Source organism: Streptomyces sp. NPDC053069 (assembly GCF_044546895.1).
In the GTDB taxonomy this organism is placed as follows: Bacteria; Actinomycetota; Actinomycetes; order Streptomycetales; family Streptomycetaceae; genus Streptomyces.
Genome location: NZ_JBITZN010000002.1, coordinates 459,375 through 484,262, shown reverse-complemented (window position 1 = coordinate 484,262; position 24,888 = coordinate 459,375). Strand labels below are relative to the sequence as shown.

Here is a 24,888-nt window from a genome sequence, read left to right as displayed (position 1 = left end):
CCCAGTCCTGTCCTGCGGCCAAAGCCGTTCCCGATCCTACATTGGACTAGGTCTAAGTCAAACAGCGTTCCAAAGTCACACCTATTCCCGACCTGGTACGCCTTCCTGTTAGGCTGGTGGCCATGAGCGACCTTCTGGAACGGCTGCGTGGACGCGGATGGCGGATGACCGCGCAGCGGCGTGTCGTGGCCGAGGTCCTCGACGGCGAGCATGTGCACCTGACAGCCGACGAGGTCCACGCACGGGCCGTCGCGAAGCTGCCCGAGATCTCCCGGGCGACCGTCTACAACACGCTGGGCGAGCTGGTCTCCCTCGGCGAGGTGCTGGAAGTCACGACGGACAAACGGGCCAAGCGCTACGACCCGAACGCACACCAGCCGCATCATCACCTGGTCTGCGGCCGCTGCGGCGCGATCCGTGACGTCCACCCGACGGGCAATCCGCTCGCCGATCTCCCCGACACGGAGCGCTTCGGCTTCACGGTGTCGGACGTCGAGGTGACGTACCGGGGGCTGTGCCCGGACTGCACGAGCGCGTAGGACAGCGTGTGAGAACAGGGGGCGCAAGCCCCCTTTTTTTCTTTCCTCGCTCCTCTGCTCGCATTCCACGAACAAACGACTGAGGGCCGGAACCCATCTCTGGATTCCGGCCCTCGGCCTTCAGTAGCGGGGACAGGATTTGAACCTGCGACCTCTGGGTTATGAGCCCAGCGAGCTACCGAGCTGCTCCACCCCGCGTCGGTGAACACGACATTACGTGAGACAAGCCGACGGAAGCAAATCAGTTGGGGGTGGAGTGGCCGGGCTCACTTGTTCACGCGGAAAGTTCTTCCCGCAGCGCATCTCTGAGCCGCCCCGCCCGCTCCGCAACCTCCGCCGGGCCCAGTTCGACCGCCCGGTTCGCCCACTTCTGCCCTTCCGCCAGCTCGCCCCGACGCGCGTAGACAAGGGCCAGCCGAAGAGCCGCCCGGCCATGCCCCGCATCAGCGGCCCGTGTCCACCACACCGCCGCCTCCGGCTCGCTCCCCTCCCGCGCGAGCAGCAGCCCGAGGTTGAAGGCCCCGTTGCGTGACCCGGCCTCCGCCGCCGCCCGGTACCACCGCGCCGCCTCGACCACGTCCCCGCGCGCCGCCGCGAGCATGCCGACCCGCACCTGTGCCCGCCGGTGTCCCTGGGTCGCCGCCCGCTCGTACCACTCCTCGCACTCGGTCTTCTCGTGCACGATCTCGCCCAGCTCATGCGCCGGCTCCGGCGGCCGGCGCGCGTCGAGCAGCGTGGCCAGCCGGTACGCCGCCTCCGCGCTGCCCGCGCCCGCCGCGCACCGCAGATGCCGCTCGGCCTCCTGCTCGTCGCCCTCGCGCAGCCGGGCGATCCCGACCTGGAGCGCCGCCTCGGTGTGCCCGGCGGCGGCGGCCCGTTCGTACCAGCGCAGCGCCATCGGTTCCTGGCCGCGCCCGGCGTAGAGGATCCCGAGGTTGAACGCGGCGTCCACGCTCCCGGCCTCGGCGGCCTTGGAGAACCACGGCTCGGCGCCGGTGGTGTCGCCGCCCTGGAGCAGCAGGATGGCGAGCGCGTTGGCGGCCTCCCGGTGCCCGGCGTAGGCGGCCCGCCGGTACCACTGCTCGGCCTGGGCGGTCCGCCCCTGCTCGGCGCAGAGCAGCCCCAGGTTGTACGCACCGTTGTCGTCACCCGCGTCCAGTGCCGCCCGGTACCAGCGCTCGGCGGTCTGGGTCTCGCCGCGCTCGGCGTGCAGCGCGCCGAGCGCGTTGGCCGCGTTGCCGTCGCCCTCCTGGGCGGCGCGCAGCCACCACACGGCCGCGCTCTCGGTGTCCCCGGCGTCGCGCAGCAGGAAGCCGAGCGCGCAGGCGGCCCGCGGCTCGCCGTCCTTGGCAGAGGTCAGATACCAGCGCCCGGCCTCCTTCAGTTCCCCGCGCCTCTCCAGGATCGCGCCGAGGTGCAGCGCGGCGCGCCGGTGTCCGCGGGCGGCGGCCTGCCGGTACCACTGTTCGGCCTCCGCGACAGCGTTGTCAGTGCCGCTCTCGTCCTCGCACCCGGCACTGTGGTCGAGCGCGCGGGCCAGCCGGTAGGCGGCCTCCCGGTGTCCGCGCTCGGCCGCTGCCCGCATCCAGAGCTCGGCGCCGACGTCCCCGCGGTGCTCCAGCAGGTCGGCGAGCGCGTAGGCGCCGAGGACATGGCCCTGCTCGGCGGACTGGCGCAGCCAGTACTCGGCGGCGGGCTCGTCCCCGCGCTCACGGTGATGGCGGCCCAGCGCGTGCGCGGCGGCGGCCGAACCGGCGACGGCGGCGACGCGCCACCAGCCGGCTGCCTCCTCGGGGTAGCCGCGCTGGTGCAGCAGGACACCCAGGTTGTTGGCGGCGGCCCGGTCGCCGGCCGCGGTGGCGGCCCGCAGATGGGGTTCGGCTCCGTCGAGGTCGCCGCGGCGCAGCAGCATGGCTCCGAGGACGCTCGCCGCCTCGGCGTCGCCGCTCTGTGCGGCCAGCCCGAGGCGCACCTCTTCCGCGGCGTCCCCCGTCTCGGTCAACTCGTCGCGGGTCGGCTCCTCACCGGAAGTCTGCACAAATCGCCCTGACTCGAACAGAGTTGCCTTGTCCCCCATAACGTCCATCGTCGCACCACCTGCAACCTGGGTACACCCGGTATACCGCAGCCCGTGAGGTCACTTCAGCGTTTTGTCGACATGCCCACAGGGAGACAAGTCAAACACACACCGCTCAACTCCCCACGGCGGCGCGGCCGTCCCTCCCCTCAGTACATGAGTTCGCACACCACGAAGGCCCGGATCCCTTGGGATCCGGGCCTTCGACTGCAGTAGCGGGGACAGGATTTGAACCTGCGACCTCTGGGTTATGAGCCCAGCGAGCTACCGAGCTGCTCCACCCCGCGCCGTTGCGTGTCAACCGTACCACGACGCGGGGCGCGCTTGATCAACTCCTGGTCTTGTCACCCTTGGACTGTGCGTCCTCGGCCCGCTTCAGCGCGTCCTGGAGATTCTTCTGCGCCTTGGCGTACGCGTCCCAGTCCGGGCCGTCCTTCAGTGCCTGCTGCCCGGCGTCGAAGGCCTTCTGGGCGTCCTGTAGTGCCTGTTCGACCGTCGGGTTGCCGGTGCCGGGCGGATTGGTGGTGCCGGTCTCCGGTGGCGTGGTGGTCGAACCCTTCACACCGAACACCTTGTCGAGCGCCTCGTCGAGGGTGTTCTCGAACGCCGTCTTGCCGTTGTAGGTGACCAGCACCTTGCCCAGCAAGGGGTACTTCAGCTTCCCACCGAGGACGTAGACCGGCTCCGCGTACAACAGTCCGCCGTCGAGCGGCACGGTCAGCAGATTGCCGTACTCGACCTTGGAATGCCCCCGGGTGAGCAGGCTGATCGTCTCCGCGATGTCCGGCCGGGAGTTGAACTGGCTCTGCACCTGTTTGGGACCGTCGGCCGTCGTGCTGGTCGGCAGTTTCAGGACTCTGATCTTGCCGTAGTCGCTGGTGCCCGGGTCCGAGTCGACCGCCATGAACGCGCTGAGGTTGTCACGACCGTTCGGTGTGAACGTCGTCGTCAGCGAGAACGACTGCTTGCTCTGGTCCGGCATTTTCATGCTCAGGTAGTACGGCGGCACCGCGCTGCCCGAGTCGTTGGTCGGGTCGTCGGGCACCTGCCAGACCTCACTGCCGGTGAGGAACGTCTGCGCGTCCGTCACGTGGTAGCGGGTGAGCAGCTCACGCTGGACCTTGAACAGGTCCTGCGGATAGCGCAGATGGGCCATCAGGTCGTCGGAGATGGCTCTGCGCGGCTCGACCGTGCCGGGGAAGGCCTTCATCCAGGTCTTCAGCACCGGGTCCTGGGTGTCCCACTGATAGAGCCTGACGTCGCCGGTGTACGCGTCGACGGTCGCCTTCACCGAGTTGCGGATGTAGTTGACCTGGTTCTGCTGGGCGACCACCGCGCGGTTGTTGTTGGTGGCGGTCAGCGAGTCGGCGGTCGTGTCCCCGAGGGTCGTACGCGAGGAGTACGGGTAGCCGTTCGACGTCGTGTAGGCGTCCACGATCCACTGGATACGGCCCTTGACGACCGCCGGGTAGGCGTCGCCGTCGATGGTCAGCCAGGGGGCGACCGCCTCGACGCGCTCCTTGGGCGTGCGGTTGTACAGGATCCGCGAGCCCTTGCCGATCGCGCCCGAGTAGAGGATCTGCGGCTCGTTGAACGCCACCGCGTACGCGGCCCGGTTGACCGGGTTGTCGAGGTTGACGCCGCTCCTGCCGGCGTAGCTGGTGGTCTTCTCGTCGCCGTTGTCCGCCGAGTAGTCGACCTCCTTCTGCGGTCCGCCGACGATGGAGTACGTGGTGGTCTTCTCGCCGTAGTAGACGCGCTGTTCGTATGTGCCGAGGTCACCCTTGGACGGCAGGTCGGACTCGGTGAAGACCGGCTGGCCCTGGTCATCGGCCTGGGTGCCCTTGGCGGCGACCACGCCGTAGCCGTGCGTGTAGCGGAAGTGGTCGTTGATCCAGTTGTTCTTCGGGACACCGTCCAGGTTCAGCTCGCGCAGGCCGATGACCGTGTCCTGCTCCTTGCCGTCCTCGCCGCCCTTCGCGGGATACCGGTCGACGTCCAGATTGGTCGGGAAGGCGTAGTAGTTCTTCATCTGCTGCGCCTGCTGGAACGTCGGCGAGACGACGTTCGGATCCATGATCCGGATGCTCGCCGCGTCGTCGGCGTCGCCCCGCAGCTTGGCCTTGTCCGCGGCCGAGGACTTGTCCGACGTCGGGGACTTGCCCGCGTACTCGGTGACCTTGGCGTCGTCGATGCCGTACGCCTCACGGGTCGCCTTGAGGTTCCTCTGGACGTACGGCGCTTCCTTGGCCTGCTCGTTGGGCTGGACCTGGAACTTCTGCACGATCGCCGGGTACAGGCCGCCGATCAGGATCGCCGAGAGGACCATCAGGCCGAAGCCGATCACCGGGAGCTGCCAGGTGCGCCGCCACAGCGTGGCGAAGAAGAGCAGCGCGCAGATCACGGCGATGCAGAACAGGATCGTCTTCGCCGGCAGATAGGCGTTGGCGTCGACGTAGCGCAGGCCGGCCCAGTCGCCGCTGGCCTTGAAGTCGCTGGACTTGACGGCCAGGCCGTACCGGTCGAGCCAGTAGGCGACCGCCTTCAGGGCGACGAAGACGCCGAGCAGCACCGACAGATGCCCGGTCGCGGCGGCGGTGGCACGCGCGCCGGGGCTGGTGACGCGCAGCCCGCCGTACAGATAGTGCGTGAGCGCGGCGGCAATCAGGCACAGGACGGCGGCGGCGAAGCCGAAGCCGAGCAGAAAGCGGTACCAGGGCAGGTCGAAGGCGTAGAAGGAGACGTCGAGGTGGAACTGGGGGTCCTTCTGGTGGAAGGGCACGCCGTTGACCCACATCAGCCAGGTCCGCCACTGGCCGGCCGCGGAGGCGCCGGCGACCAGCCCGACGAGCGCGGTGACGCCGAGCAGCAGCCACTTCTTGTACGGCGCGATGCCCATCCGGTAGCGGTCGAGGCTCTGCTGCTCCAGGGACATGGCGCTCAGCGGGGGCCGCAGCCGGTGCGCGAGCCAGATGTTGACCCCCACGGCGACCGCCATCAGCAGACCGAAGACGAAGAAGAGGCCGATCTTGGTCCACAGCACGGTCGTGAACACGGACGAGTAGTGCACCGACCGGTACCACAGCCAGTCCGTCCAGAAGCCCGCGAACATGGTGAACGCCATGCCGAGGACGGCCAGGACGCCCAGTGTCATGAGCAGGGTCCTCGCCCGCCGGGACGGGCGGCCCGCTCTGATCCGCGGCCCCGTCGGGCCTCCACCGCGGTCCGGCATCTGGAAAGCCAAGGTGCGCACCTCGAAGTTCGCTGTCGATCCGTCAGGCCCTCGTGTTCGCGGGCCCTCGGTTGCCCCCCGTGATCGCGGGCCAACACCTATGCAACTTACTCACGCACTGCTCGGTTCCCGATTCCGGCGAGGAACGAGGCAGGATTGTGACCATGTCCAACACTCCCATGGCAGCGAGCCCGCTCACCCGGGCCGTACTCGAGATCGACGAGTACGTCTCCGGCCTCGGCTGGGACCAGCCCGCTCGCCTCTTCGCCCTTGTCGACACCGCACGGCTGCGGGCCCAGGAACCCTCGCTCGCGGCCCAGCTGGGCCTCGACGGGGACGAGTCCGAGACCGCCGGTCTCACCCCGATCGAGCAGGAGGAGATCCCGTCCGGCAAGCCGCTGGACGAGTTCCTCGGCACCATCGCCTGGCCCGACGCGGTGGTCGGCTGCGCGCTGTCGGTGGAGCGCCTGATGCTGCCGCCGTCCGCCGAGGCGCAGGTCCCGCAGAATCTGAGCGAGGCCAAGCTGGCCAGGTGGGTCGCCGAGCACCCCGAGCGTCAGGAGGTGCGCATGACGGTCGCGGTGCTGCGTGACGGCGGCCGTGAGTCGGCGCTGCGGCTGCGCGAGAAGGACTCACCGACCGAGGTCCTGACGGGCCCGGACCTGGTGCCCGGCCTGGCGGAGGCCCTGGCGGCGACGTTCGAGGACTGATCCCGCCCCGGTGCGGTACGGCGATGGGGGCGCCCCGGCTCTGCGGGGCGCCCCCAGCCGTGTCACAGCGCGTGCCGGTCAGCCCTTGGTGGTGCACGCGGGCAGCGCCGCGGTGTTCCCGCTGCGGATGTCCTTCAGCGCGTCGAGGGCGTCCCCGATCGTCTTGACCTTCACCAGCCTGAGCCCGCCCGGGGTGTCCTTGGCGGCGGCCGCGCAGTTGTCGGCGGGCGTCAGGAAGTACTGGGCGCCCTTGTCGCGCGCGCCGACGGTCTTCATCTCGATGCCGCCGATCGGTCCGACGGTGCCGTTGTCGTCGATGGTGCCGGTGCCGGCGACGAACCTGCCGCCGGTCAGGCTGCCCGGGGTCAGCTTGTCGTAGATGCCGAGGGAGAACATCAGGCCGGCGCTCGGCCCGCCGACATCGGCGAGCTTGATGTCGATGGTGAACGGGAAGGTGTGGTCGGTCCCGGCGGAGATCCCGACGACGGCCCGCTCGGCGCCGCTGTCGTGGGAGGTGGTCGTGGTGATGGTGACGTCCTGGCTCTTCGTCGCCGTCCTGTGCGCCTTCTCGGCGGCGACCTGCTCCTTGGCCGGGACGACGGTGAACACGACCTTCTGCCCGGGCTTGTGCCGGGTGACGAACCGGGCGACGTCGGAGGGCTGCTTCACGGCCGTACCGTCCACGGCCTTGATCACGTCACCGGCGTGCAGCCTGCCCTCGGCGGGTGAGCCCTTGACGACGGTGGAGACGATCACCCAGGACTTCACGGGGATGCCCAGCTCCTTCAGGGCGGCGACCTTGGCGCTCTCCTGGGACTGGCTGAACTCCTCGGCGTTCTCCTGGGTGGACTGCTCCTCGGTCTTGCCGTCCGGGTAGAGGGTGTCGTGCGGCACGATCTTGCTGTCGTGCGCCAGCCAGCCGTAGACCGCCTCCACCAGGTTCATCCGGAAGTCCGCGCTGGTCACCCGGACGGTCGTCATGTTCAGGTGACCGTCGGTCCGGTACGTCTTGTGCCCGGTGATCTGCAGTACCGGCTCGCCGTCGTGGTCCCCCAGCGTGTTCACGGTCGGGCCGGGGGACATCTCCGCGTACGGCACGGGGATGAGCACTCCCGCGCACAGGAGCGCGATCAGCATCAGGGTGGAGGCGAGCATCGTCGCGGTGCGGCGTGGCATGCCTCGACAGTACGGGACGCCTGTGTCAGCGGACCGTCAGGGCACCCGTCACGCGCCACCGGCGCCCGTGTGGGACCGCTCCATGGCCTCACGGAACCGGGCATAGCCGTCCAGCTCGGGGCCGTCACCGCGCACCCGGCGTGTTCTGTTGGCCCAACTGCCCCACAGCCCGCCGCCGATCGCAGCCAAGAGCGGGATCAGCAGCCAGACAAGCACCCCCATGCCGACCTCCCAACGCCATGAGCGTCCGCAACTGACTGATCAGCAGATTAACCATCCGCACTGACAACGCTCACGCGAGGGGGCCGGTTACGCAACTTGGGGGGAACAGATGCCCCGAGTGACGGACGTCAGCAGGCGCCCACCCATTCCTCCGTACCATCGGAGAACTTCTGGTGCTTCCAGATCGGCACCTCGTGCTTGAGGTCGTCGATCAGCTTGCGGCAGGCGTCGAAGGCCTCGGCCCGGTGCGGACACGCCACGGCGACGACCACGGCGAGATCCCCCACGCTCAGGTCGCCCACGCGGTGCACGGCGGCCAGCGCCCGCACCGGATACTCGGCCACCACCTTCTCGGCGATCCGCCGCATCTCGGCCTCGGCACTGGGATGGCAGGAGTAGCCGAGGGCGTCGACATCGGCGCCCCCGTCGTGGTTCCGCACGGTGCCCACGAACAGCGCCACACCCCCGGCCGCCGCGTCCCCGACGGCCTGGAAGACCTCGTCCACGGAGAGCGCGGTCTCCCGGACACCGATCAGCTTGATGGGATCCTGCGCCGCCTGCTCACCGGGGTGCTCGTTCGCATGTGCCATGCCCCCATCGTGCCGCACGCCCGTGACACCGAGGAATACGAGATTCACCAGGCACGCGCGTGGAGCGTCTTGGATGCTCGTACGACGTCACGCCCCCGGTGCGACACCCCTCACACCCGCCGCCGGGCCTTCCGGGCCCGCCGAACCACAGCGGCAGCGCCCAGCAGAGCCACCGTCGCCCCCGCGGCCCCCGCAGCCGTGGCGTCCTTGCGTCCCAGCCGCCGCCCGGCCACCGTGTGCCGCCCGGAAACCTCCTCCAGCAGCTCCGCGAGCACCTCCTCGTTGGTCCACCGCGGCCGCCACCCGGCGTCGTGCAGCCGGCTCCCGCTGACCACCCACGGGTACATCGTGTACGCCAGATCCCCCGCCGGAGACGGCGTGAGCCCGATCCGGTGCAGGCGGGCCGCCGCGCCGAGCGCGACCGCCGACGGCAGCTCCATCCGCCGGATCCCGCTCAGCTCCTCGACCTCCTCCTGCTCCAGCCACCCGTCGCAGCCGACGGCCAGTTCCCCGTCGACCTTCTCCAGGACGGCGTACTCCAGAGCACTGCACAGGTCCTCGACGTGGCAGAACTGCCACGCGGGGCGTGACCCGGCGACGACGAGCAGCCGCGGCGACTCGAAGTACCGGGTCAGCGCGGTGTCCGTGCCGCCGACCAGCACCGCGGGACGTACGACGGTGACGTTCAGCCCCGGATGCGCCCGCGGCGCCCGCCGCGCCAGCCGCTCGATCTCCAGCAGGTCCCCGACCCCGGTGGCCTCGGCGGTCGCCCGCAGCTCGGCGTCCTCCGAAAGGGGCAGCTCGTTGTCCGGCAGCGCGCCGTAGACCATCGCCGAGGTGCACAGCACGACCCGGTGCACGCCGGCCGCCGCGGCGGCCGTGAGGACGGTCTGCGTCCCCCGGACGTTGTAAGCGGTACGAGCCGCCGCATCGGTCTCCAGATCGAGGTCGAGCGCGAGGTGGACGACCACGTCGGCGCCCCGCAGCTTGTCCGCGATGGCGGGGTCGCGCACGTCGAGGATGTGCCAGGTGGCGGCCGCGCACTCGCCGCGCCGCTCGTCGATGGCGATGACCTGCTTGATCTCCTCGGAGGCGGCGAGCCGCTCGGTGAGCAGGGCACCGACCCCTCCGGCGGCACCGGTGACCGCGACGACGGGTCCGCGTACAGCGGACGAGGTTGATGGGTTTCGCGCTGCGCGAACCTGCGGATCTGGGGAACTCACCGGGCGTCTCCAGCGGTTGTCTTCAGTACGAGCGCGAGTGACGCGTACGTACCAGGTGCATCCATCCTGCCGCAGGCCTGCCGTGGGCGAAGCACCGAGGCCCGATCGGGTCCGGGTGTCTACGCTGGGTGGTGTTGTCGGGCAGCCGCGCCGCCGGAGAGAACCGGCGGCCTTACCAGCCGAGGAATCCCGTGAGTGACACCCCATTCGGTTTCGGCCTTCCGCCGGAGGAGCCGGAAGACGGCGACGAGGGCAAGAAGAAGGACCAGGAAAGCGGTGGTGGGCAGGGACCGGCCAACCCGTTCGGCTTCGGCGGCCTGCCCGGAGCCGGAGGCTTTGGCGGCCCCGGCGCCGACAATCCGCTCGCAGCCATGTTCGGGTCCCTGAACCCCACCGACCTGGGCGCCGCGTTCCAGCAGCTGGGCCAGATGCTCTCCTACGAGGGCGGTCCGGTGAACTGGGACATGGCCAAGCAGATCGCCCGCCAGACGGTCGCCCAGGGCACCCCGGACGGCACGAAGGACGCCAGCGTCGGCGCGGCCGACCGCAAGGCGGTCGAGGAGGCCGTCCGCCTGGCCGACCTGTGGCTGGACGACGCCACCTCCCTGCCGTCGGGCTCGGCCTCGGCGGTGGCCTGGTCCCGCGCGGAGTGGGTGGAGGCGACCCTGCCCGCCTGGCAGGAACTGGTCGACCCGGTCGCCGAGCGGGTCGGCGCGGCCATGGGCGACGTCCTGCCGGAGGAGATGCAGGCCATGGCGGGCCCGCTGATCGGCATGATGCGCTCGATGGGCGGCGCCATGTTCGGCACGCAGATCGGGCAGGCCGTGGGCGTGCTCGCGGGCGAGGTCGTCGGCTCCACCGACATCGGCCTGCCGCTCGGCCCGGCCGGCAAGGCCGCGCTGCTCCCGGCCAACGTGGAGGCCTTCGGCAAGGACCTGGGCGTCCCGCAGGAGGAGGTGCGGCTCTACCTGGCCCTGCGCGAGGCGGCCCACCAGCGGCTGTTCGCGCATGTGCCGTGGCTGCGCTCGCACCTGTTCGGCGCGGTCGACGGCTACGCGCGCGGGATCAAGGTCGACACGGCCAAGCTGGAGGACGTGGTCGGCCAGTTCGACCCGCAGAACCCCGAGCAGCTGCAGGACGCCCTGCAGCAGGGCATGTTCCAGCCGGAGGACACGCCCGAGCAGAAGGCGGCCCTGGCCCGTCTGGAGACCGCTCTGGCGCTCGTCGAGGGCTGGGTGGACGCGGTGGTCCACGCGGCGGCGAAGCCGCGGCTGTCGTCCGCCGACGCCCTGCGCGAGACCCTGCGCCGTCGCCGCGCCACCGGCGGCCCGGCGGAGCAGACGTTCGCCACGCTGATCGGCCTGGAGCTGCGCCCGCGTCGGCTGCGCGACGCCTCCCGCCTGTGGGCCTCGCTCACGGACGCGCGCGGGGTCGACGGCCGGGACGGCCTGTGGGCCCACCCGGACATGCTGCCCACCGCGACCGACCTGGACGACCCGGACGGCTTCGTGCACCGCGAGCAGCTGGACTTCTCCGAGCTGGACAAGATGCTCGGTGAGGCGGCGGGCGGTTCCGCCGAGAAGCCGAACCTGAAGAAGGACGACGACAAGGGCGACGACGCCGAGTGAGCCTGTACGACGACGCGGTCCTCGCCCTGAAGGGGTACGAGGGCCAGGAGGAGCTGCGCCAGGCCTACCTGGACCATCTGGCGGCCCACCCGGACGGCATGTGGAAGGCCTGCGAGGCAGGGCATGTGACGGCTAGCGCCCTGGTGATCGACCCGGAGCGCGGCCGGGTGCTGCTCACCCTGCACAGGAAGCTGCGGATGTGGCTGCAGATGGGCGGCCACTGCGAGCCGGGCGACGCCTCGCTCGCCGCGGCGGCCCTGCGGGAGGCCACCGAGGAGTCCGGGGTGCCCGGGCTGACGCTGCTGCCCGGCGGCCCGGTGCGCCTGGACCGGCACCCGATCCCGGCGCCGTGCCACTGGCACTTCGACGTCCAGTACGCGGCACTGGCCCCGGCGGGCGCCGAGCACGCGATCAGCGAGGAGTCGCTGGACCTGCGCTGGTTCGCCTACGGCGAGGTGGCGGACGTGGCCGACGAGTCGGTCGTACGCCTGCTGGAGGCGACCCGGGCGCGCCTCTGACCCCGGGGCATGTGTAAGGGGCGTCCGCCATTGCCGACGCCCCTTACGTTGGCTCACTGGACGCTCAGCTCCAGACGTTCCCCTGGTTCTGTCCGCGCGCCCCGTGCTGGCCCATGCCGAACTGGGCGGCGAGACCCTGCCCGATCACCGCGTTCTGCGGCGGCAGCAGCTCGCTGGGCTGGACCAGTGCGAAGCCGGACCCCATGAAGCTCAGCTCCCAGCCCTCACCGGTGTTGCCGCGCCGGCGCCACACCCCGGAGGAGTGCGTCTGCGCCTGCATCTGCACGCGCAGCCCGGTGGACCAGGCGACGATCGCGTCCGCGTCGCAGTTGACGTACTTGTCGGGCGTGACCTGCATCAGCAGCGGCGCACCCGAGGTCATCAGGGCGACCTTGCCGCGCCCGGTGATGTTCAGCTGGTACTTCCCGGAGCCGGAGATGCCGTAGAGGCTGTCGACGGCGATGACCTCATGGTGCAGCGAGGAGTCCATGGCGAGGACGTAGGAGCTGTCGACGGTCAGCCCGTCCTGCTCGACGTCCATGATGTGCACGTGCTGGCCGAGGTTGGCGAGGTACACCGTGCCCTGTCCGTGACAGCGCATCAGGTCCAGGCCCTCGCCGGTGTACGCACGCGCGCGTGCCTGGCTGTTGCTGCGGTACTCGGCGTCGAACTCGACCAGGCCCTGGTAGGCGACCATGGTGCCCTTGCGGGCCAGGATGTCGTCGTGGCCCTCCAGGGTGACGCGGAGCATCTGCTTGTTCTGCAGGCTCCAGCGCTCCTGCGTCTGGACGTCGTTGTGTGCGAAAAGCGGGCTCTGCATGGCGTTCTGACTCCCCCTCAGCCCCGGATCCGGAGGCGGTCGGTGCTGTCTTCGCTGGGCTGGACGACGACGATGCCCTGGCCGGAGAAGGCCATCTGGTAGGCCTCGCCGCTGCCGCGGCCGATCAGCGACTGCGCCTTGAAGCTGCGCTTGCCCTTCACCCTCAGGTTCGGCGACCAGGCGACGAGCGCGTCGGGGTCGACGTACGTCTCGTCCTCGCCGCCGCCGCAGTCGACGACGATCGGCTTGCCCCGGGAGGTCAGCGCGACCCAGCCCTGCCCGGAGATCTTCGTGTTCCACAGCCCCTGCCCGGCGAACTTCGCGAGCCCCTTGACCCGCTCGACGCCCCACGTCAGATGGGCGTCGAAGGCGAGCAGGTTGGTGGCGTTGACGGAGATGCCGTCACCGTTGAGGTTGATCACGACGACGTCGGCGCCGTAGTCGGCGAGGTAGAGCAGGCCGTCGCCGGTGCACTTCATCAGGGGCGCCCCCTCGCCGGTGATCCAGTCACGGGCGATCTGGCGGACGGCCGGAGGGTTGGGCTCGTACTGGACGAAGCCTTCGTAGGCGACCATCGAGCCCACGCGCGCGAGGAGGTCGTTTCCGGTCTGCATGGCGACCTTCAGCATGTGGTTGCCGTGGTTCTCCATGCGGGCGGTGACGGGTGCGGGGGCGTAGCCCGCGAGCGGCTGGTTCATGACGGGCTCCCCTTAGGCCTCGTACGGCTGGACGACGATGAAGTTGCCGGGTGCACCCCGGAACTGGAGGTTCACGCTCTCGCCGGTGTCGCCCGGGTAGGCGTTGCGGCGCATGCGGACCTGGCTGGAAACGATCACCTGGGAGGCGGCCGACCAGGCCACGATGGCGTGGCAGTCGGCGAAGGTGGTCGGCGTGACCGGCAGGACCACGGGCGTGCCGTGCGTCTTGACGACGATCGTGCCGGTGCCCTGGAACTGCATGGTGAACAGCGCGCCGCCGGGGATGCCGTGGCCCTCGATACGGCGCACCTCGTACTGCAGGCTCTCGTCGAAGGCGAGGACGTTCTCGGCGGAGACGCAGATCGCGTCGCCCTGCAGCTCGACGGGGTGCAGGTGGGTGGAGTTCTCGGCGAGGAACACCTGGCCCTGACCGGTGCAGCGCATCAACTGCATCTCCTGGCCGGTGGTGTTGCCGACGATCCGCCCGGCGAAACCGGCGCCCTTGTAGCTGAAGTCGACCTTGCCCTGGTAGAGCACCATGCTGCCCTGCTTGGCCAGCACGGGCTGGCCGCCGATGCCGAGGTCGACGCGGATGAGCTTCTTGTTCTGCGGCGTCCAGCGCTGCCCCGTCGGCGTCTCCTTGAACGCCTGGAGCGCGGCGGTCACTCCGGCACCGCCCTGCGGGACGCCCTGCGGCACCCCGTAGCCGGCGGGCTGCTGGCCGGGGACCTGGCCGTAGCCCGGCGGCATGGGCGGGGTGGGCTGGCCGCCGTAGGAGGGCGGCTGCTGGCCGTAGCCCGGGGGCATCGGCGCGGTCGGCTGGCCGCCGTACGACGGCTGCTGCTGGGGCGGCTGGCCGTACGGGTGCTGCTGGGGCTGGCCGTACGGCGCGGGGGCCGGGGCCGGCGGGGGGACGGTGCCGCCGGGGGGCGGGGTCAGGGGGCCGACGACCGTGGGCGCGGCGTGCACGTTCGACGCCGGGGCCGGTGCCGGGGGCGGGGTCTGGCCGGGCGGGGTGAAGCCTTGCGGCGGAGTGCCACCGGCCGGCGGGGCGAATCCCTGCGAGGGGGACTGCGACATGGGGGCCGGGGCGGGTGCGGGGGTGGTGGGGGCGGCGAACGCCGGCGGGGCGTTGGTCTGGGCGGGCGGGGCGAAGCCGGGGGCGGCACCGGGCTGCGGCTGCTGCGGGGCGGCGGGTGCCTCCTCCTCCAGCACCTCGCCGCCGAAGTTCTTCAGCAGGGCCTCCAGGCCGCCGTCGAAGCCCTGTCCGACCGCGGCGAACCGCCACACGTCCTTCAGGTAGAGGTCACCCAGCATCACGGCCCGCTCGGTGGAGAACTCCGCGCCGGTGAAGGAATACCGCGCGACCTCCTCGCCGCCGGCCACGATACGCAGATAGCCGGGCGCGACCTGCGACATCTGCCCGGCGCCGTCGATGGTCGCCGTGAAGGACAGCTTGTGGATGTGCGGGGGGATCCGGTCCAGCGTGACCCGGAACGATTCGGTGTCGCCTGCCTGGGCACCCAGCAGCTGGACGGACTCCTCCGGGGACTTCGGCTGGTTGAAGAAGACGAAGTACCGGTCGTCCGAGAGGCGCTCGTCGGCGTCCAGACCGAAGCAGCTGATGTCGAAGGTGAGCCCGGGAGCGGAGATCTGCACGCCTATGTACAGATCCGTGCCCGCCGTGAGGTCACTGATCCTGGCCTTGTGGCCGCGTTGGAATTCCCTGGCCATGCGTAACGACCGTCCCCCATCCCGAATGTGAGTGCGTCGCGCCAGGCTAACGGCAAAGACCGACATCACACGCAGCCGGTACAGACCCGGTACACAACCGCACCCGGAGGCGGACGGCCGGCCCGCGGCTCATTCGCCGCGCGCCCCCGGCACTTGCGGCAGCCGCTCGGCGGCGACGACCCCTTCGAGATAGCCGCGGGCCCGCTCGGTGCGCGGGTACGCCTCCAGCAGCCGCCAGAAGTCGGGCCCGTGACCGGGGACCAGCAGATGGGCCAGCTCATGGCAGAGGACGTAGTCGATGACGTAGTCGGGCATCCCCTGCAGCCGGTGCGAGAGCCGGATGCTGCCCTCGGCCGGGGTGCACGAACCCCAGCGGGTGTTCTGGTTGGTGACCCAGCGCACGGAGGCGGGCCGGGCCCGGCCGTCGAAGTACTGCGCCGACAGCCGCTCGGCACGCTCGCCCAGCTCGGAGTCACCGAGCTTCCGTTTGCTCTCCTGGGCGGCGAGTTTGTCGAGCATGACGGCGATCCAGCGCTGTTCCTCCGCCTTCGACATCCGGGCGGGGATCAGTACGACGGTGCGATCGCCCTCGCGGTACGCGGAGACCGTCCGGCGGCGCCGGGTGCTCCTGCGGACCTCGATCGCGCTCGCCCCCGAGCCGCTGGGCGGCTGGCTCGTCGTGCTGCGCTGTGGGTTTCCGGCGCGGTGCAGTGGGTCGGCGGGCACGCCCCGACGTTACCCGCTGGGCACGGCCGAAGTCCCGGCTCAGGAACGGTTCGATGCGGAACCCCCACCATGCGTTTGATTCCTATGACTCCTCCGACTGATCCGCCCATCCGTTTTATCCCGTTTACGGCAGGAATAATGCCCTTTATCGGCAGGCTTATATGACAAACGTGCCCGGCCTGTGGATAACTCCCGGCGCCGGACGGACCGGCACGGCATGCTGGCAGACGTCGGCGGAGCAGGACCGGCTCCGCGGGCGACGAGAGGTCCGCAATGCCTTCCACGGATACGGGAGCCAGCCATGCATCCGGTGATGAAACCCGCGCTGCGGCGCGGCTGGCGTGATCGCGACACCGTGCAGTTCGGGATGACGCCGGCGCACGCGCTGACGCTGGGCCCGCTGGACCCGGCGACGAGCGGCTTCCTGGACCTGCTCAACGGCACGCGCGGGCTGCCGCTGCTGCGCGAGGAGGGCCGCCGCCTCAACCTGCCGGACGGCCGTGTCGACACCCTGCTGGCACGGCTGACCCGCGCGGGCCTGGTCGACGACGCGCGCGGCGGCGGACCGGCCGCGGACGCCCTGCGCGAGAAGGAGGACGTCCTGCGGCGGCTGCGCCCCGACCTCGCCGCGCTCTCCCTGACCACGGCCGAGCCGGGCGCCGCGCTCGCCCGGCTCGCCGCCCGCCGCGCGCTGCGCGTGCAGGTACGGGGCGCGGGGCGGGTCGGCGCCGTACTGGCGTCGGTGCTGTCGGGCGCCGGGGTCGGCGAGGTCGACGTGCGCGACGCGGGACGCGTCGAAGCGTGGGACCTGGCCCCGGGCGGACTGCCCGCCGAGTCGCTCGGCGACCGCCGCGAGACGGCGGCGCGCGCCGCCGTGCGCCGCGCGGCACCCCACCGCCCACCGCGCCACACCCACTCCCCCGGATCCGGCGCCCAGGACGCCGGGCTCTCCCTGGTCATCCTCGCGCCACGGGACGACGTGGCCGTGCACGCACCCGACCCGGCCGACACCGAGCCGCTCATGACCGCCGGAACACCGCACCTGTACGCCGGTGTGGTCGAGGGCACAGGCGTCGTGGGCCCGCTCGTCCTGCCCGGCGAGTCGGGCTGCGCCGGCTGCCTGCACCTCGACCGCTGCGACCGGGACCCGGCCTGGCTCCGGCTGACCGCCCAGTGGCGGTCCCCGAAGGGCCGCCGGGTCGGCGCCTGCGATGTGACGCTGGCCACCGCGGTCGCGGGGCTGGCCGCGGCGCATGCGCTGGCCTTTCTCGACGGGCAGTCCCCGTCCGGCGTGGGCACCCGCTGGGAGGTGTCCCTGCCCGGCCTGGACTGGCACGACCGACCGGTCCGGCCGCATCCGGGATGCGGGTGCGGTGCGGCGCGGAGAGGTAAGAAGGGGGAGCACTCCTCACCGGACGGCGAACGGCGCGCGACAATGGCGGTGCAACGGCCGTCGGCGAAGCGGCGACGCAGGACAGGCGAGGCGCGGCCGACTGGGACTTGGAGGGCGCATGTCTGATCTTCCCCGGAAGGCGGTCACCCGTACCGCCAAGCTCGCCGCGCTCCCGCTCGGCTTCGCCGGACGGGCGACCTGGGGGCTGGGCAAGCGGATCGTGGGCGAGTCCGCGGAGATCGTCGGCCGGGAACTGCAACAGCGCACCGCGGAGCAGCTGTTCAAGGTGCTCGGCGAGCTGAAGGGCGGCGCGATGAAGTTCGGGCAGGCCCTGTCCGTCTTCGAGTCGGCGCTGCCCGAGGAGATCGCCGGTCCCTACCGCGCGGCCCTGACAAAGCTCCAGGAGGCGGCACCGCCCATGCCGACCCGCACCGTGCACGCGGTGCTCGACGAGCGGCTGGGTCCGGACTGGCGCGATCTGTTCGAGGAGTTCGAGGACAAGCCGGCCGCCGCCGCATCGATCGGACAGGTGCACCGGGCCGTGTGGCACGACGGCCGTGAGGTGGCGGTCAAGGTGCAGTACCCGGGCGCCGGCGAGGCCCTGCTCTCCGACCTGGGACAACTGAGCCGCTTCGCCCGCCTGTTGGGGCCGCTGATCCCGGGCATGGACATCAAGCCGCTGATTGCGGAGCTGAAGGACCGCGTCTCCGAGGAGCTGGACTACGCACTGGAGGCGCAAGCCCAGTCCGCCCATGCGGAGGAGTTCACCGACGACCCGGACGTGGTGGTCCCGGCGGTGGTGCACCAGTGCGAGCAGGTGCTGGTGACCGAGTGGATCGACGGCATCCCGCTGTCGGAGGTGATCTCGGACGGCACCCAGGAGCAGCGCGACCGGGCCGGCCAGCTCCTGGCCCGCTTCCTCTTCTCGGGCCCGGCCCGCACCGGCCTGCTCCACGCCGATCCGCACCCGGGCAACTTCCGGCTGCTGCCCGGCGGCCCGGACGGCGAGGACGACTGGCGCCTCGGAGTCCTCGACTTCGGCACGGTCGACCGGCTGCCCGGAGGCCTGCCTCTGCCGATCGGCACCTCCCTCCGCATGACGCTGGACGGCGAAGCCGAGTCGGTCTACGAAATGCTCTGCGACGAAGGTTTCGTGAAGGAGTCCATAGAGCTGGACCCCGACGCGGTCCTCGACTACCTGCTGCCGATCATCGAACCGGCCCGGGTCGAGGCGTTCACCTTCACCCGCACCTGGATGCGCAGCCAGGCGGCCCGCATCGCCGACCCCCGCTCCCCCGCCTACCAGCTGGGCAAGCGGCTGAACCTGCCGCCTGCCTATCTGCTGATCCACCGGGTGACCCTGAGCACGATCGGCGTCCTGTGCCAGCTGGGCGCCACGGTACGGCTGCGCGAGGAACTGGAGGAGTGGCTGCCGGGCTTCGTGCCCGCGGAAGACCTGAGCGAGGCAGAGCCGGCGGCGGAGGCGTGAGCCCCATGGGCGGCATCGGCTGGTCCCACCTGGACGAACAGCGTCGCCGAGAGATCGACGCGGACGTGCTGCGCGACCGGCGGATGGCGGCGCTGAAGACCACGTGGGAGGCCCTGCGCCCGCTGGGGCTCAGCCTTCACGAGGCGGAGCTGCTCGTCTACGCGCGCTACGAGGCCCTCGGCGACCGAGTGCAGCACCGGCCGCCCGATCCGCTCGACCTGCCCTCACTCGCTGCCCGGGTTGCCGCCCACCCGGGACGGGTCGCTGCGATCGAGGCCGTCTGGGACGGCGACACCGTCCATGAGTGGTTCGTACTCCTGATCGCCGTCCTGGACGACCCGGCGGGGGATGGCCACCTGGCGACCGTCTACCGCCGCCGGGGCGGGCCCTCTCCGAGCGCCGCTGCCGCCGAGGCAGGCCGGGCTCTGGCCGACCACCTCGGGGTGCCGTTCCACTTCGCCTCTCCGGACGACCCCGACGACGAGGCCCCCCGCTGGCGAACAGTTCGGCGTCCGTCCGGCAGTTCATGACCTGACGGTCCGGTGGGAGCGGCCGGAGAGCCTCGCTCACCACCAGGCCGAGTCCAGGCGCCCCTCGATCGCCCTCAGGTTCTCCCGGGAGCAGGTGTCGCAGAAGTACTGGCGGATGCCGTTCTCCACGGAGCAGGTCCAGGTGGTCGGCGGGGCGCCGTCGGCGGCGGTGCCGCAGCGGGCGCACACGAGCACACGGCGCTCCGGAGTGGAGCCGCCCTGATCACTTCCTCCGGGAGGACTCGTCACCCGGCGACGATAACTCCGCCGACGGCCGATCGCCGGACAACGCACCGCGGGGGCCGGTCCGTTCGGCCGGACCGGCCCCCGCGCAGAAGGCTTCGCCCCCCGACGGGCCGGGAGGCCACCGCTTCTCAGGTGTGATCGTTACTGCATGACCGCCATGGCGAGCGCGCGCCGGGCGCGCAGCGAGGCCCGCTCGGCCCTGCGCTGCATCCGCTGGGCGACCGCCAGGCGCACGGCCCGGCGTTCCCGCGCGGCGTCATGGAGTCGCTCGTGCATATGCGCACGAGCCAGGGCTTCTTGCATGAGTTGCATCTCCCGGGTCCTGTTCTGGCGCGCTTCGGTGGCGCTGGTGGTGGTGACGTCTGGGGTCGCGGAGCCTGCGAGCTCGCTGGTGGACGGCTTCATCGGGGCCTGCTTCTTGGGGTCGTGCGTGAGGGGACGGTCGATCGTTCCTGCGGTGTTCATGCCGTGACCGGGTTCTTCCGCGGGCGACCACGCGGCCGCTTCCGGGCAACGACGACACCCTGGACGAACAGCTCGCCACCCCAGACGCCCCAGGGCTCACGCCGCTCCTTGGCACCGGCGAGGCAGGCCTCGATCAGCGGGCAGGTGCGGCAGAGGGACTTGGCGTACTCGACGTCCGCCGGCGACTCGGCGAAGAAGACCTCCGGGTCGTAGGAGCGGCAGGGGACGGGTACGCCGAGGTTCTCGATGGCGTCGTCGAGCGCGGTGAGCGCGGTGAGGGGGGTCAAGGTGGAGTCCTCCGTGAGGCCGGGCGGGGGGATCGTTTGCGAAGGCGGTACGGACGGGGCGTGCGCTTCGAGTTGCACGGTTGGTCTTCCTCGTCTGGTCGTTCCGGCCGGTTGACCGGGTGTCGGCTTGGTACCGGGTTCTTTTCTTGTCCCGAGGCCCCTCCGCTCCGTCGTCCCCGATTTGGGGAAAACAGAAGGGCCGCGGATCCCGGATGGGGTTCCGCGGCCCTGAAGGCGCCGGCCTGATCGGATCAGGCTGGATCACTCCAGGGTTTTGGCCCACGGAAGGCCCACATCTGGTGGTGCTGCGTCGTCTGCTTCCGGAATCCGGCACCGGCCGCCGCAAAGGCATAGGCCTGCGCCTGTGCCGCTACCGCTTCCAGTGCCTTGGTCGGTCGCTCATTGCGCTCACGGACGGGAAGATCCGCGAGAGCGAGGGAGGACGCCGGGCGGGCGGCACGAATGCCGGACAGACCGGTGCCCTGGGAGGAGGCGCCGAGCATGCACAGGGAGACGGCCGAGCGATCGGTCAGTTTGGCCGTGCTGATGGTGCTGGTGTTGATGCTGATCACTGGACTCGCCTCCTCTCGGCGTCTCTGGGACTGGGGTGAGCCAGTCCGTTCGGATATGCAAGTACAACACGGAGTTGGGGCCTTCGAGAAGGCCGCTGCATCCGTGCCTAGAACCTATGGGGATTGCTGGGGCATGCGCAAACTATTTTTTCGACGAGTTGGCATCAGTCGTCCTCGTCGGCTTCCCCGGCCTCCTGGCCTGCGCAGATGGCCAGGACATCGGTTCCGTAGCTGCGCAGCTTGCGGCTGAGGACGCCGGGGATGCGGGAGAGTTCGGCAGGGCTCTCGGGCCGCGACTCGGCGATGGCCATCAACGTGCGGTCGGTGAAGACGCAGAAGTCCGGCTGTCCGCTGCGCTCGGCCTGCACCGCGCGCCACTCCCGCAGCCGTTCGTAGAGCCCTTCGTCCATGTCCGACGGGCAGTCCTCGCAGCGCATCAGCTTCATCTCGCCCGCGTCGGTGAGCGTGCGGCCGCAGACCCGGCAGCGGGCCGGGGTGCGCTGGGCGCGCCGGGGAGCGACGGCGCCGGCCCGGACGGTCCCGTGTTCGACGCTTCCGCCGGCACCCGTGCCGGTGTGGCCGACGGTGGCGGTGGTGCCGGGACGCAGCCCGTCGAGGAAGCGGCTCGGTCTGCGGTTCGGCCGGCCGCCCGGCGAACGGGACAGGGCCCAGGAGACATGAAGCCGTTCCCGCGCGCGGGTGACGCCGACGTAGAGGAGCCGGCGCTCCTCCTCGATCTGCTCGTCGGTCCTGGCGTAGGTGATGGGCAGCATGCCCTCGGCGATGCCGGCCAGGAAGACGACGTCCCACTCCAGGCCCTTGGCGGCGTGCAGGGAGGCGAGGGTGACGCCCTGGACGGTCGGGGCGTGCTGGGCGTTCGCCCGCTCGTCCAGTTCCGCCACGAAGTCGCCGAGGGTGGCGCGGGGCCTGGCGGCCGCGAGGTCCTGGGCGAGGTTGACGAGAGCGGCGAGGGACTCCCAGCGCTCTCTGGCGGCGCCGGAACCGGCCGGCGGCTCGGTGGTCCAGCCCTCCCCGGACAGGACGGCACGCACCTGGGAGGGCAGGTCCACGGCGTCGTCCAGCAGCGAGTCGTTGCCACCGAAGCGGGCCGCGCCGCGCAGGGCGGTGCCGGCCTTGCGCACCTCGGGCCGGTCGAAGAATCGCTCGGCGCCGCGCAACTGGTAGGGGACGCCGGCGTCGGCGAGGGCCTGCTCGTAGATCTCGGACTGGGCGTTCGTACGGAACAGGACGGCGATCTCGGCGGCCGGGACACCGGCGTCGATCAGCTCGCGGATGCGACGGGCGGCGCCTTCCGCCTCGGCGGGCTCGTCGGTGTACTCGGTGTAGACGGGCTCGGGGCCGGGGGCGCGCTGGGAGACCAGTTCCAGCCGGTGGTCGGCGGCGCGGCCGCGGGCCTGGGCGAGCAGGCCGTTGGCGAGGTGGACCACCTGGGGCGTGGAGCGGTAGTCGCGGACGAGTTTGACGACGGTGGCGCCGGGGTGCCGGGTGCGGAAGTCGAGGAGGTGGTCGGGCGTGGCCCCCGTGAAGGAGTAGATCGTCTGGCTGGCGTCGCCGACGACGCACAGGTCGTCGCGGTCGCCGAGCCACAGCTCCAGCAGCCGCTGCTGCAGGGGGCTGACGTCCTGGTACTCGTCGACGACGAAGTGCTGGTACTGGGCGCGGACCTGTTCGGCGATGTCGTGGCGGTCCTGCAGGACGGCGACGGTCAGCAGCAGGACGTCCTCGAAGTCGATCACGGCGCGGTCGCGCTTGAGGTCTTCGTAGGCGGCGTAGAGGTGGGCGATCTCGGCGGGGTCGCGTGGGGCCTCGCGGCCGGCCTTCGCGGCGGCGTACGGGTAGTCGGCGGGGATGGTCTGGGTGACCTTGGACCATTCGATCTCGGCGGTGACGTCCCGCAGCTCGCCCCGGTCGAGCCGGGTGCCCAGGCTCGCGGCCGCGTCGGCCACGAGCTGGATCTTGCGGTCGATCAGCCGGGGCATGCCGCCACCGATCGCTTTCGGCCAGAAGTACTGCAGCTGGCGCAGGGCGGCGGAGTGGAACGTGCGGGCCTGGACTCCGTGGGCGCCGAGCTGGCGCAGCCGGCCGCGCATCTCTCCGGCGGCGCGGTTGGTGAAGGTGACGGCAAGGACGCTGGACGGCTGGAGGATGCCGGCTCGCACTCCGTAGGCGATGCGGTGGGTGATCGCCCGGGTCTTGCCCGTGCCCGCTCCGGCCAGTACGCACACCGGGCCGCGCAGGGCGGTGGCCACCGCGCGCTGCTCGGGGTCGAGCCCTTCGAGTACCGCGTCGGCCGAGTCCGGTGTCTGCGGGAAAAGGGTGGAGTGCGTTGCTGCTGTCACACCGCCATGCTGCCAGGTCGCAAGGGACTGCCGTGTCGGTTGTCCACAGGCGGGCAGCCGTAGTCGTATGAATGCGGCAGGCGTCACAGTCGCCTGTGGATACCCCCGGCGGGAATGACCGACGGCTCGCGTACGTTGGCTCCCCCGGACGATTTTTCCAGCTGCCTGAGGAGCGCGAGAGACATGCAGGGGACTGTGACGATGTACAGCACGACTTGGTGCGGCTACTGCCGGCGGCTGAAGAGCCAGCTGGACCGGGAGGGCATCGCCTACACCGAGATCAACATCGAGCAGGACCCCGAGTCCGCCGCTTTCGTGGAGAAGGCGAATGGCGGAAACCAGACGGTCCCGACCGTTCAGGTGGTTCCCACCAATGGTGGCTCTGAGGTCGTGATGACGAATCCGAGCCTCGCCCAGGTGAAGCAGGCGCTCGGCGTCTGACCCTCGCGAGCCGCAGCCCCGACCGGTTTCTCAAGGCTCTGCTCTGAAGGCTCTGCGACAGCATGCAGAGGAACTGGTTTCGACCGTCCACCGATCTGCTGGAAGCGCGATGAGCTCGGACGGGTCAGCGGCGGATGAAGACCGGCGCCCACGTTTCCGCGGCGACGGCAGCAGGGCGGCCCCTGATGGATCAGGGGCCGCCCTGCTGTGTCCCGGGCCTGCTGTGGGTCAGACGAAGCTGCGTGTCGGCAGCGGCTTGCCGTACCACATCTCGATCAGGCGGGCCGCGATGGAGATGCCGTAGGGCGGCAGCACCTCGCCGGACTCGAAGGCCTCGTGCAGTTCCTCGCGGGAGAACCAGCGGGCCTCGTGGATCTCGTCGCCGTCGACGTCGATCTCGGTGGAGGTGGCGCGGGCGATGAAGCCGAGCATCAGGCTGGACGGGAAGGGCCAGGGCTGGCTGGCGACGTACTCCACGGGACCGACGGTCACACCGACCTCCTCGGACACCTCGCGGCGCACCGCCTGCTCGATGGACTCGCCGGGTTCGACGAAGCCGGCGAGCGTCGAGAAGCGGCCCTCGGGCCAGTGGACCTGGCGGCCGAGCAGGATGCGGTCGTCGGCGTCGGTGACCGCCATGATCACGGCCGGGTCGGTGCGCGGGTAGTGCTCGGCGCCGCAGGCCTGGCAGCGGCGGATGTGACCGGCGGCGGCGATGACCGTACGCTCGCCGCAGCGGGAGCAGAAGCGGTGGGTCCGCTGCCAGTTCTCCAGGCCGACCGCGTGCACCATCAGCCCGGCGTCGCGCGGTGAGAGCAGCAGGCCCGCCTCCCGCAGCCCGGCGGGGCGCGCGGACTGGTCGATACGGCCGGGCAGCGCGTCCTTCTGGAGTGCGAAGTAGCTGACGCCGTCCTCGTCGATGCCGAGGAAGTAGCGGTGCGCCTCGGTGAGCGGGGCCTCGAAGGAAGGCGTCATGACGAGTTCGGTCCGGCCGTCCGGTGTCTCGTCGATGAGCACCTGGCCGCCGGAGACCACGAAGCAGCGGGTCGTGGGGTGGCTCCACGCCGCCGCGAGCCAGGCCTCGTCGAGCCGGTGGTGGGCGGCGCGGTCGATGCCGCTCGGGGCGGTCAGTGAGATGGGGCGATCGGCTGTGTCGTCGGTCCAGGTGGTCACGGGTGCTTCCAACTCCCCCAGGGCAGCGGTTCGTTCGGC

The 24,888-nt window shown here is 71.0% G+C and carries 24 protein-coding genes and 2 tRNA genes; 8 read left to right on the top strand and 18 right to left on the bottom strand.

All coding sequences use genetic code 11. The annotated features are described in order from the left end of the window. Positions 1 to 122: 122 nt before the first annotated feature. Complete coding sequence (locus ACIGXP_RS05850) at positions 123 to 539, top strand: Fur family transcriptional regulator (RefSeq protein ID WP_363214492.1); 417 nt, start codon at positions 123 to 125, stop codon at positions 537 to 539. Positions 540 to 663: 124 nt separating this feature from the next. Here the strand turns inward: ACIGXP_RS05850 and ACIGXP_RS05845 are convergent. The 4 genes from ACIGXP_RS05845 to ACIGXP_RS05830 form a co-directional block, all read right to left on the bottom strand. Then, a tRNA-Met gene (locus tag ACIGXP_RS05845) sits at positions 664 to 737 on the bottom strand. Between the two features lie 76 nt (positions 738 to 813). Next, a complete protein-coding gene (locus ACIGXP_RS05840; RefSeq protein WP_399764400.1) occupies positions 814 to 2,625 on the bottom strand; it encodes a tetratricopeptide repeat protein in 1,812 nt (603 codons plus the stop codon). Positions 2,626 to 2,829: 204 nt separating this feature from the next. Next, positions 2,830 to 2,903 (bottom strand) — tRNA-Met (locus ACIGXP_RS05835). A gap of 41 nt (positions 2,904 to 2,944) precedes the next feature. Continuing rightward, positions 2,945 to 5,848 carry a UPF0182 family protein gene (locus ACIGXP_RS05830; RefSeq protein WP_399764869.1) on the bottom strand — a complete coding sequence of 968 codons (2,904 nt, stop codon included), beginning with the start codon at positions 5,846 to 5,848 and terminating at the stop codon, positions 2,945 to 2,947. A gap of 164 nt (positions 5,849 to 6,012) precedes the next feature. On the opposite strand from ACIGXP_RS05830, the gene ACIGXP_RS05825 reads away from it, so the two are divergent. Then, positions 6,013 to 6,558 carry a PPA1309 family protein gene (locus ACIGXP_RS05825; protein ID WP_363218147.1) on the top strand — a complete coding sequence of 182 codons (546 nt, stop codon included), beginning with the start codon at positions 6,013 to 6,015 and terminating at the stop codon, positions 6,556 to 6,558. Between the two features lie 78 nt (positions 6,559 to 6,636). On the opposite strand, the gene ACIGXP_RS05820 is transcribed toward ACIGXP_RS05825, so the two are convergent. The 4 genes from ACIGXP_RS05820 to ACIGXP_RS05805 all read right to left on the bottom strand — a co-directional run bounded on the left by ACIGXP_RS05820 (position 6,637) and on the right by ACIGXP_RS05805 (position 9,769). Next, positions 6,637 to 7,734, bottom strand: a complete 1,098-nt coding sequence (locus tag ACIGXP_RS05820) for a PDZ domain-containing protein (RefSeq protein ID WP_399764397.1) — start codon at positions 7,732 to 7,734, stop codon at positions 6,637 to 6,639. A 48-nt stretch (positions 7,735 to 7,782) separates the two neighbouring features. Then, positions 7,783 to 7,956, bottom strand: a complete 174-nt coding sequence (locus tag ACIGXP_RS05815) for a hypothetical protein (RefSeq protein ID WP_399764394.1) — start codon at positions 7,954 to 7,956, stop codon at positions 7,783 to 7,785. Between the two features lie 128 nt (positions 7,957 to 8,084). Then, the gene (locus tag ACIGXP_RS05810) at positions 8,085 to 8,546 is read right to left on the bottom strand and encodes a molybdenum cofactor biosynthesis protein MoaE (protein ID WP_363218144.1); all 462 of its coding nucleotides are present in this window, start codon (positions 8,544 to 8,546) and stop codon (positions 8,085 to 8,087) included. Positions 8,547 to 8,656: 110 nt separating this feature from the next. After that, complete coding sequence (locus ACIGXP_RS05805) at positions 8,657 to 9,769, bottom strand: SDR family oxidoreductase (RefSeq protein WP_363218143.1); 1,113 nt, start codon at positions 9,767 to 9,769, stop codon at positions 8,657 to 8,659. Between the two features lie 191 nt (positions 9,770 to 9,960). On the opposite strand from ACIGXP_RS05805, the gene ACIGXP_RS05800 reads away from it, so the two are divergent. Continuing rightward, positions 9,961 to 11,397 carry a zinc-dependent metalloprotease gene (locus ACIGXP_RS05800; RefSeq protein WP_363218142.1) on the top strand — a complete coding sequence of 479 codons (1,437 nt, stop codon included), beginning with the start codon at positions 9,961 to 9,963 and terminating at the stop codon, positions 11,395 to 11,397. Beyond that, on the top strand, positions 11,394 to 11,915 hold the full coding sequence (locus ACIGXP_RS05795) for an NUDIX hydrolase (protein WP_399764390.1): 522 nt from the start codon (positions 11,394 to 11,396) through the stop codon (positions 11,913 to 11,915). Before ACIGXP_RS05800 ends, ACIGXP_RS05795 begins: the two co-directional genes overlap by 4 nt. 64 nt (positions 11,916 to 11,979) lie before the next feature. Here the strand turns inward: ACIGXP_RS05795 and ACIGXP_RS05790 are convergent, their stop codons facing one another. The 4 genes from ACIGXP_RS05790 to ACIGXP_RS05775 all read right to left on the bottom strand — a co-directional run bounded on the left by ACIGXP_RS05790 (position 11,980) and on the right by ACIGXP_RS05775 (position 15,893). Further along, positions 11,980 to 12,735, bottom strand: coding sequence for an AIM24 family protein (locus ACIGXP_RS05790; RefSeq protein ID WP_399764388.1), 756 nt, complete (start codon positions 12,733 to 12,735; stop codon positions 11,980 to 11,982). 17 nt (positions 12,736 to 12,752) lie between these two features. Continuing rightward, entirely contained in the window at positions 12,753 to 13,433 is a 681-nt protein-coding gene (locus ACIGXP_RS05785; RefSeq protein WP_363218139.1) for an AIM24 family protein, read from the bottom strand. Between the two features lie 12 nt (positions 13,434 to 13,445). Beyond that, the gene (locus ACIGXP_RS05780) at positions 13,446 to 15,167 is read right to left on the bottom strand and encodes a TerD family protein (RefSeq protein WP_399764385.1); all 1,722 of its coding nucleotides are present in this window, start codon (positions 15,165 to 15,167) and stop codon (positions 13,446 to 13,448) included. A gap of 129 nt (positions 15,168 to 15,296) precedes the next feature. After that, on the bottom strand, positions 15,297 to 15,893 hold the full coding sequence (locus ACIGXP_RS05775; RefSeq protein ID WP_363218137.1) for a M48 family metallopeptidase: 597 nt from the start codon (positions 15,891 to 15,893) through the stop codon (positions 15,297 to 15,299). A gap of 301 nt (positions 15,894 to 16,194) precedes the next feature. On the opposite strand from ACIGXP_RS05775, the gene ACIGXP_RS05770 reads away from it, so the two are divergent. Genes ACIGXP_RS05770 through ACIGXP_RS05760 form a run of 3 tightly spaced genes read left to right on the top strand, consistent with a single transcriptional unit; the run spans position 16,195 to position 19,305 of the window. After that, the gene (locus ACIGXP_RS05770) at positions 16,195 to 17,412 is read left to right on the top strand and encodes a TOMM precursor leader peptide-binding protein (RefSeq protein ID WP_399764381.1); all 1,218 of its coding nucleotides are present in this window, start codon (positions 16,195 to 16,197) and stop codon (positions 17,410 to 17,412) included. Then, entirely contained in the window at positions 17,405 to 18,775 is a 1,371-nt protein-coding gene (locus ACIGXP_RS05765; RefSeq protein WP_363218135.1) for an AarF/ABC1/UbiB kinase family protein, read from the top strand. Before ACIGXP_RS05770 ends, ACIGXP_RS05765 begins: the two co-directional genes overlap by 8 nt. Before the next feature lie 5 nt (positions 18,776 to 18,780). Continuing rightward, positions 18,781 to 19,305: a hypothetical protein gene (locus ACIGXP_RS05760; protein WP_363218149.1), complete on the top strand. Its 525-nt coding sequence runs from the start codon at positions 18,781 to 18,783 to the stop codon at positions 19,303 to 19,305. Positions 19,306 to 19,341: 36 nt separating this feature from the next. Here the strand turns inward: ACIGXP_RS05760 and ACIGXP_RS05755 are convergent, their stop codons facing one another. The 5 genes from ACIGXP_RS05755 to ACIGXP_RS05735 all read right to left on the bottom strand — a co-directional run bounded on the left by ACIGXP_RS05755 (position 19,342) and on the right by ACIGXP_RS05735 (position 23,235). Continuing rightward, positions 19,342 to 19,554, bottom strand: coding sequence for a hypothetical protein (locus tag ACIGXP_RS05755; protein WP_399764377.1), 213 nt, complete (start codon positions 19,552 to 19,554; stop codon positions 19,342 to 19,344). A 138-nt stretch (positions 19,555 to 19,692) separates the two neighbouring features. Beyond that, positions 19,693 to 20,016 (bottom strand): hypothetical protein, encoded by a 324-nt coding sequence (locus tag ACIGXP_RS05750; protein WP_363218133.1) that lies wholly within the window; start codon positions 20,014 to 20,016, stop codon positions 19,693 to 19,695. Continuing rightward, positions 20,013 to 20,381, bottom strand: a complete 369-nt coding sequence (locus tag ACIGXP_RS05745) for a WhiB family transcriptional regulator (RefSeq protein ID WP_023546912.1) — start codon at positions 20,379 to 20,381, stop codon at positions 20,013 to 20,015. Before ACIGXP_RS05745 ends, ACIGXP_RS05750 begins: the two co-directional genes overlap by 4 nt. 173 nt (positions 20,382 to 20,554) lie before the next feature. Then, positions 20,555 to 20,875 carry a hypothetical protein gene (locus ACIGXP_RS05740; protein ID WP_399764374.1) on the bottom strand — a complete coding sequence of 107 codons (321 nt, stop codon included), beginning with the start codon at positions 20,873 to 20,875 and terminating at the stop codon, positions 20,555 to 20,557. Positions 20,876 to 21,039: 164 nt separating this feature from the next. Then, positions 21,040 to 23,235, bottom strand: a complete 2,196-nt coding sequence (locus ACIGXP_RS05735) for an ATP-dependent DNA helicase UvrD2 (protein WP_399764371.1) — start codon at positions 23,233 to 23,235, stop codon at positions 21,040 to 21,042. Positions 23,236 to 23,418: 183 nt separating this feature from the next. Between ACIGXP_RS05735 and ACIGXP_RS05730 the strand changes: the two genes are divergently transcribed. Next, on the top strand, positions 23,419 to 23,676 hold the full coding sequence (locus ACIGXP_RS05730; RefSeq protein ID WP_399764368.1) for a mycoredoxin: 258 nt from the start codon (positions 23,419 to 23,421) through the stop codon (positions 23,674 to 23,676). 228 nt (positions 23,677 to 23,904) lie between these two features. Here the strand turns inward: ACIGXP_RS05730 and nudC are convergent, their stop codons facing one another. Beyond that, a complete protein-coding gene (gene nudC, locus ACIGXP_RS05725; RefSeq protein ID WP_399764365.1) occupies positions 23,905 to 24,849 on the bottom strand; it encodes an NAD(+) diphosphatase in 945 nt (314 codons plus the stop codon). Positions 24,850 to 24,888 lie beyond the last annotated feature (39 nt).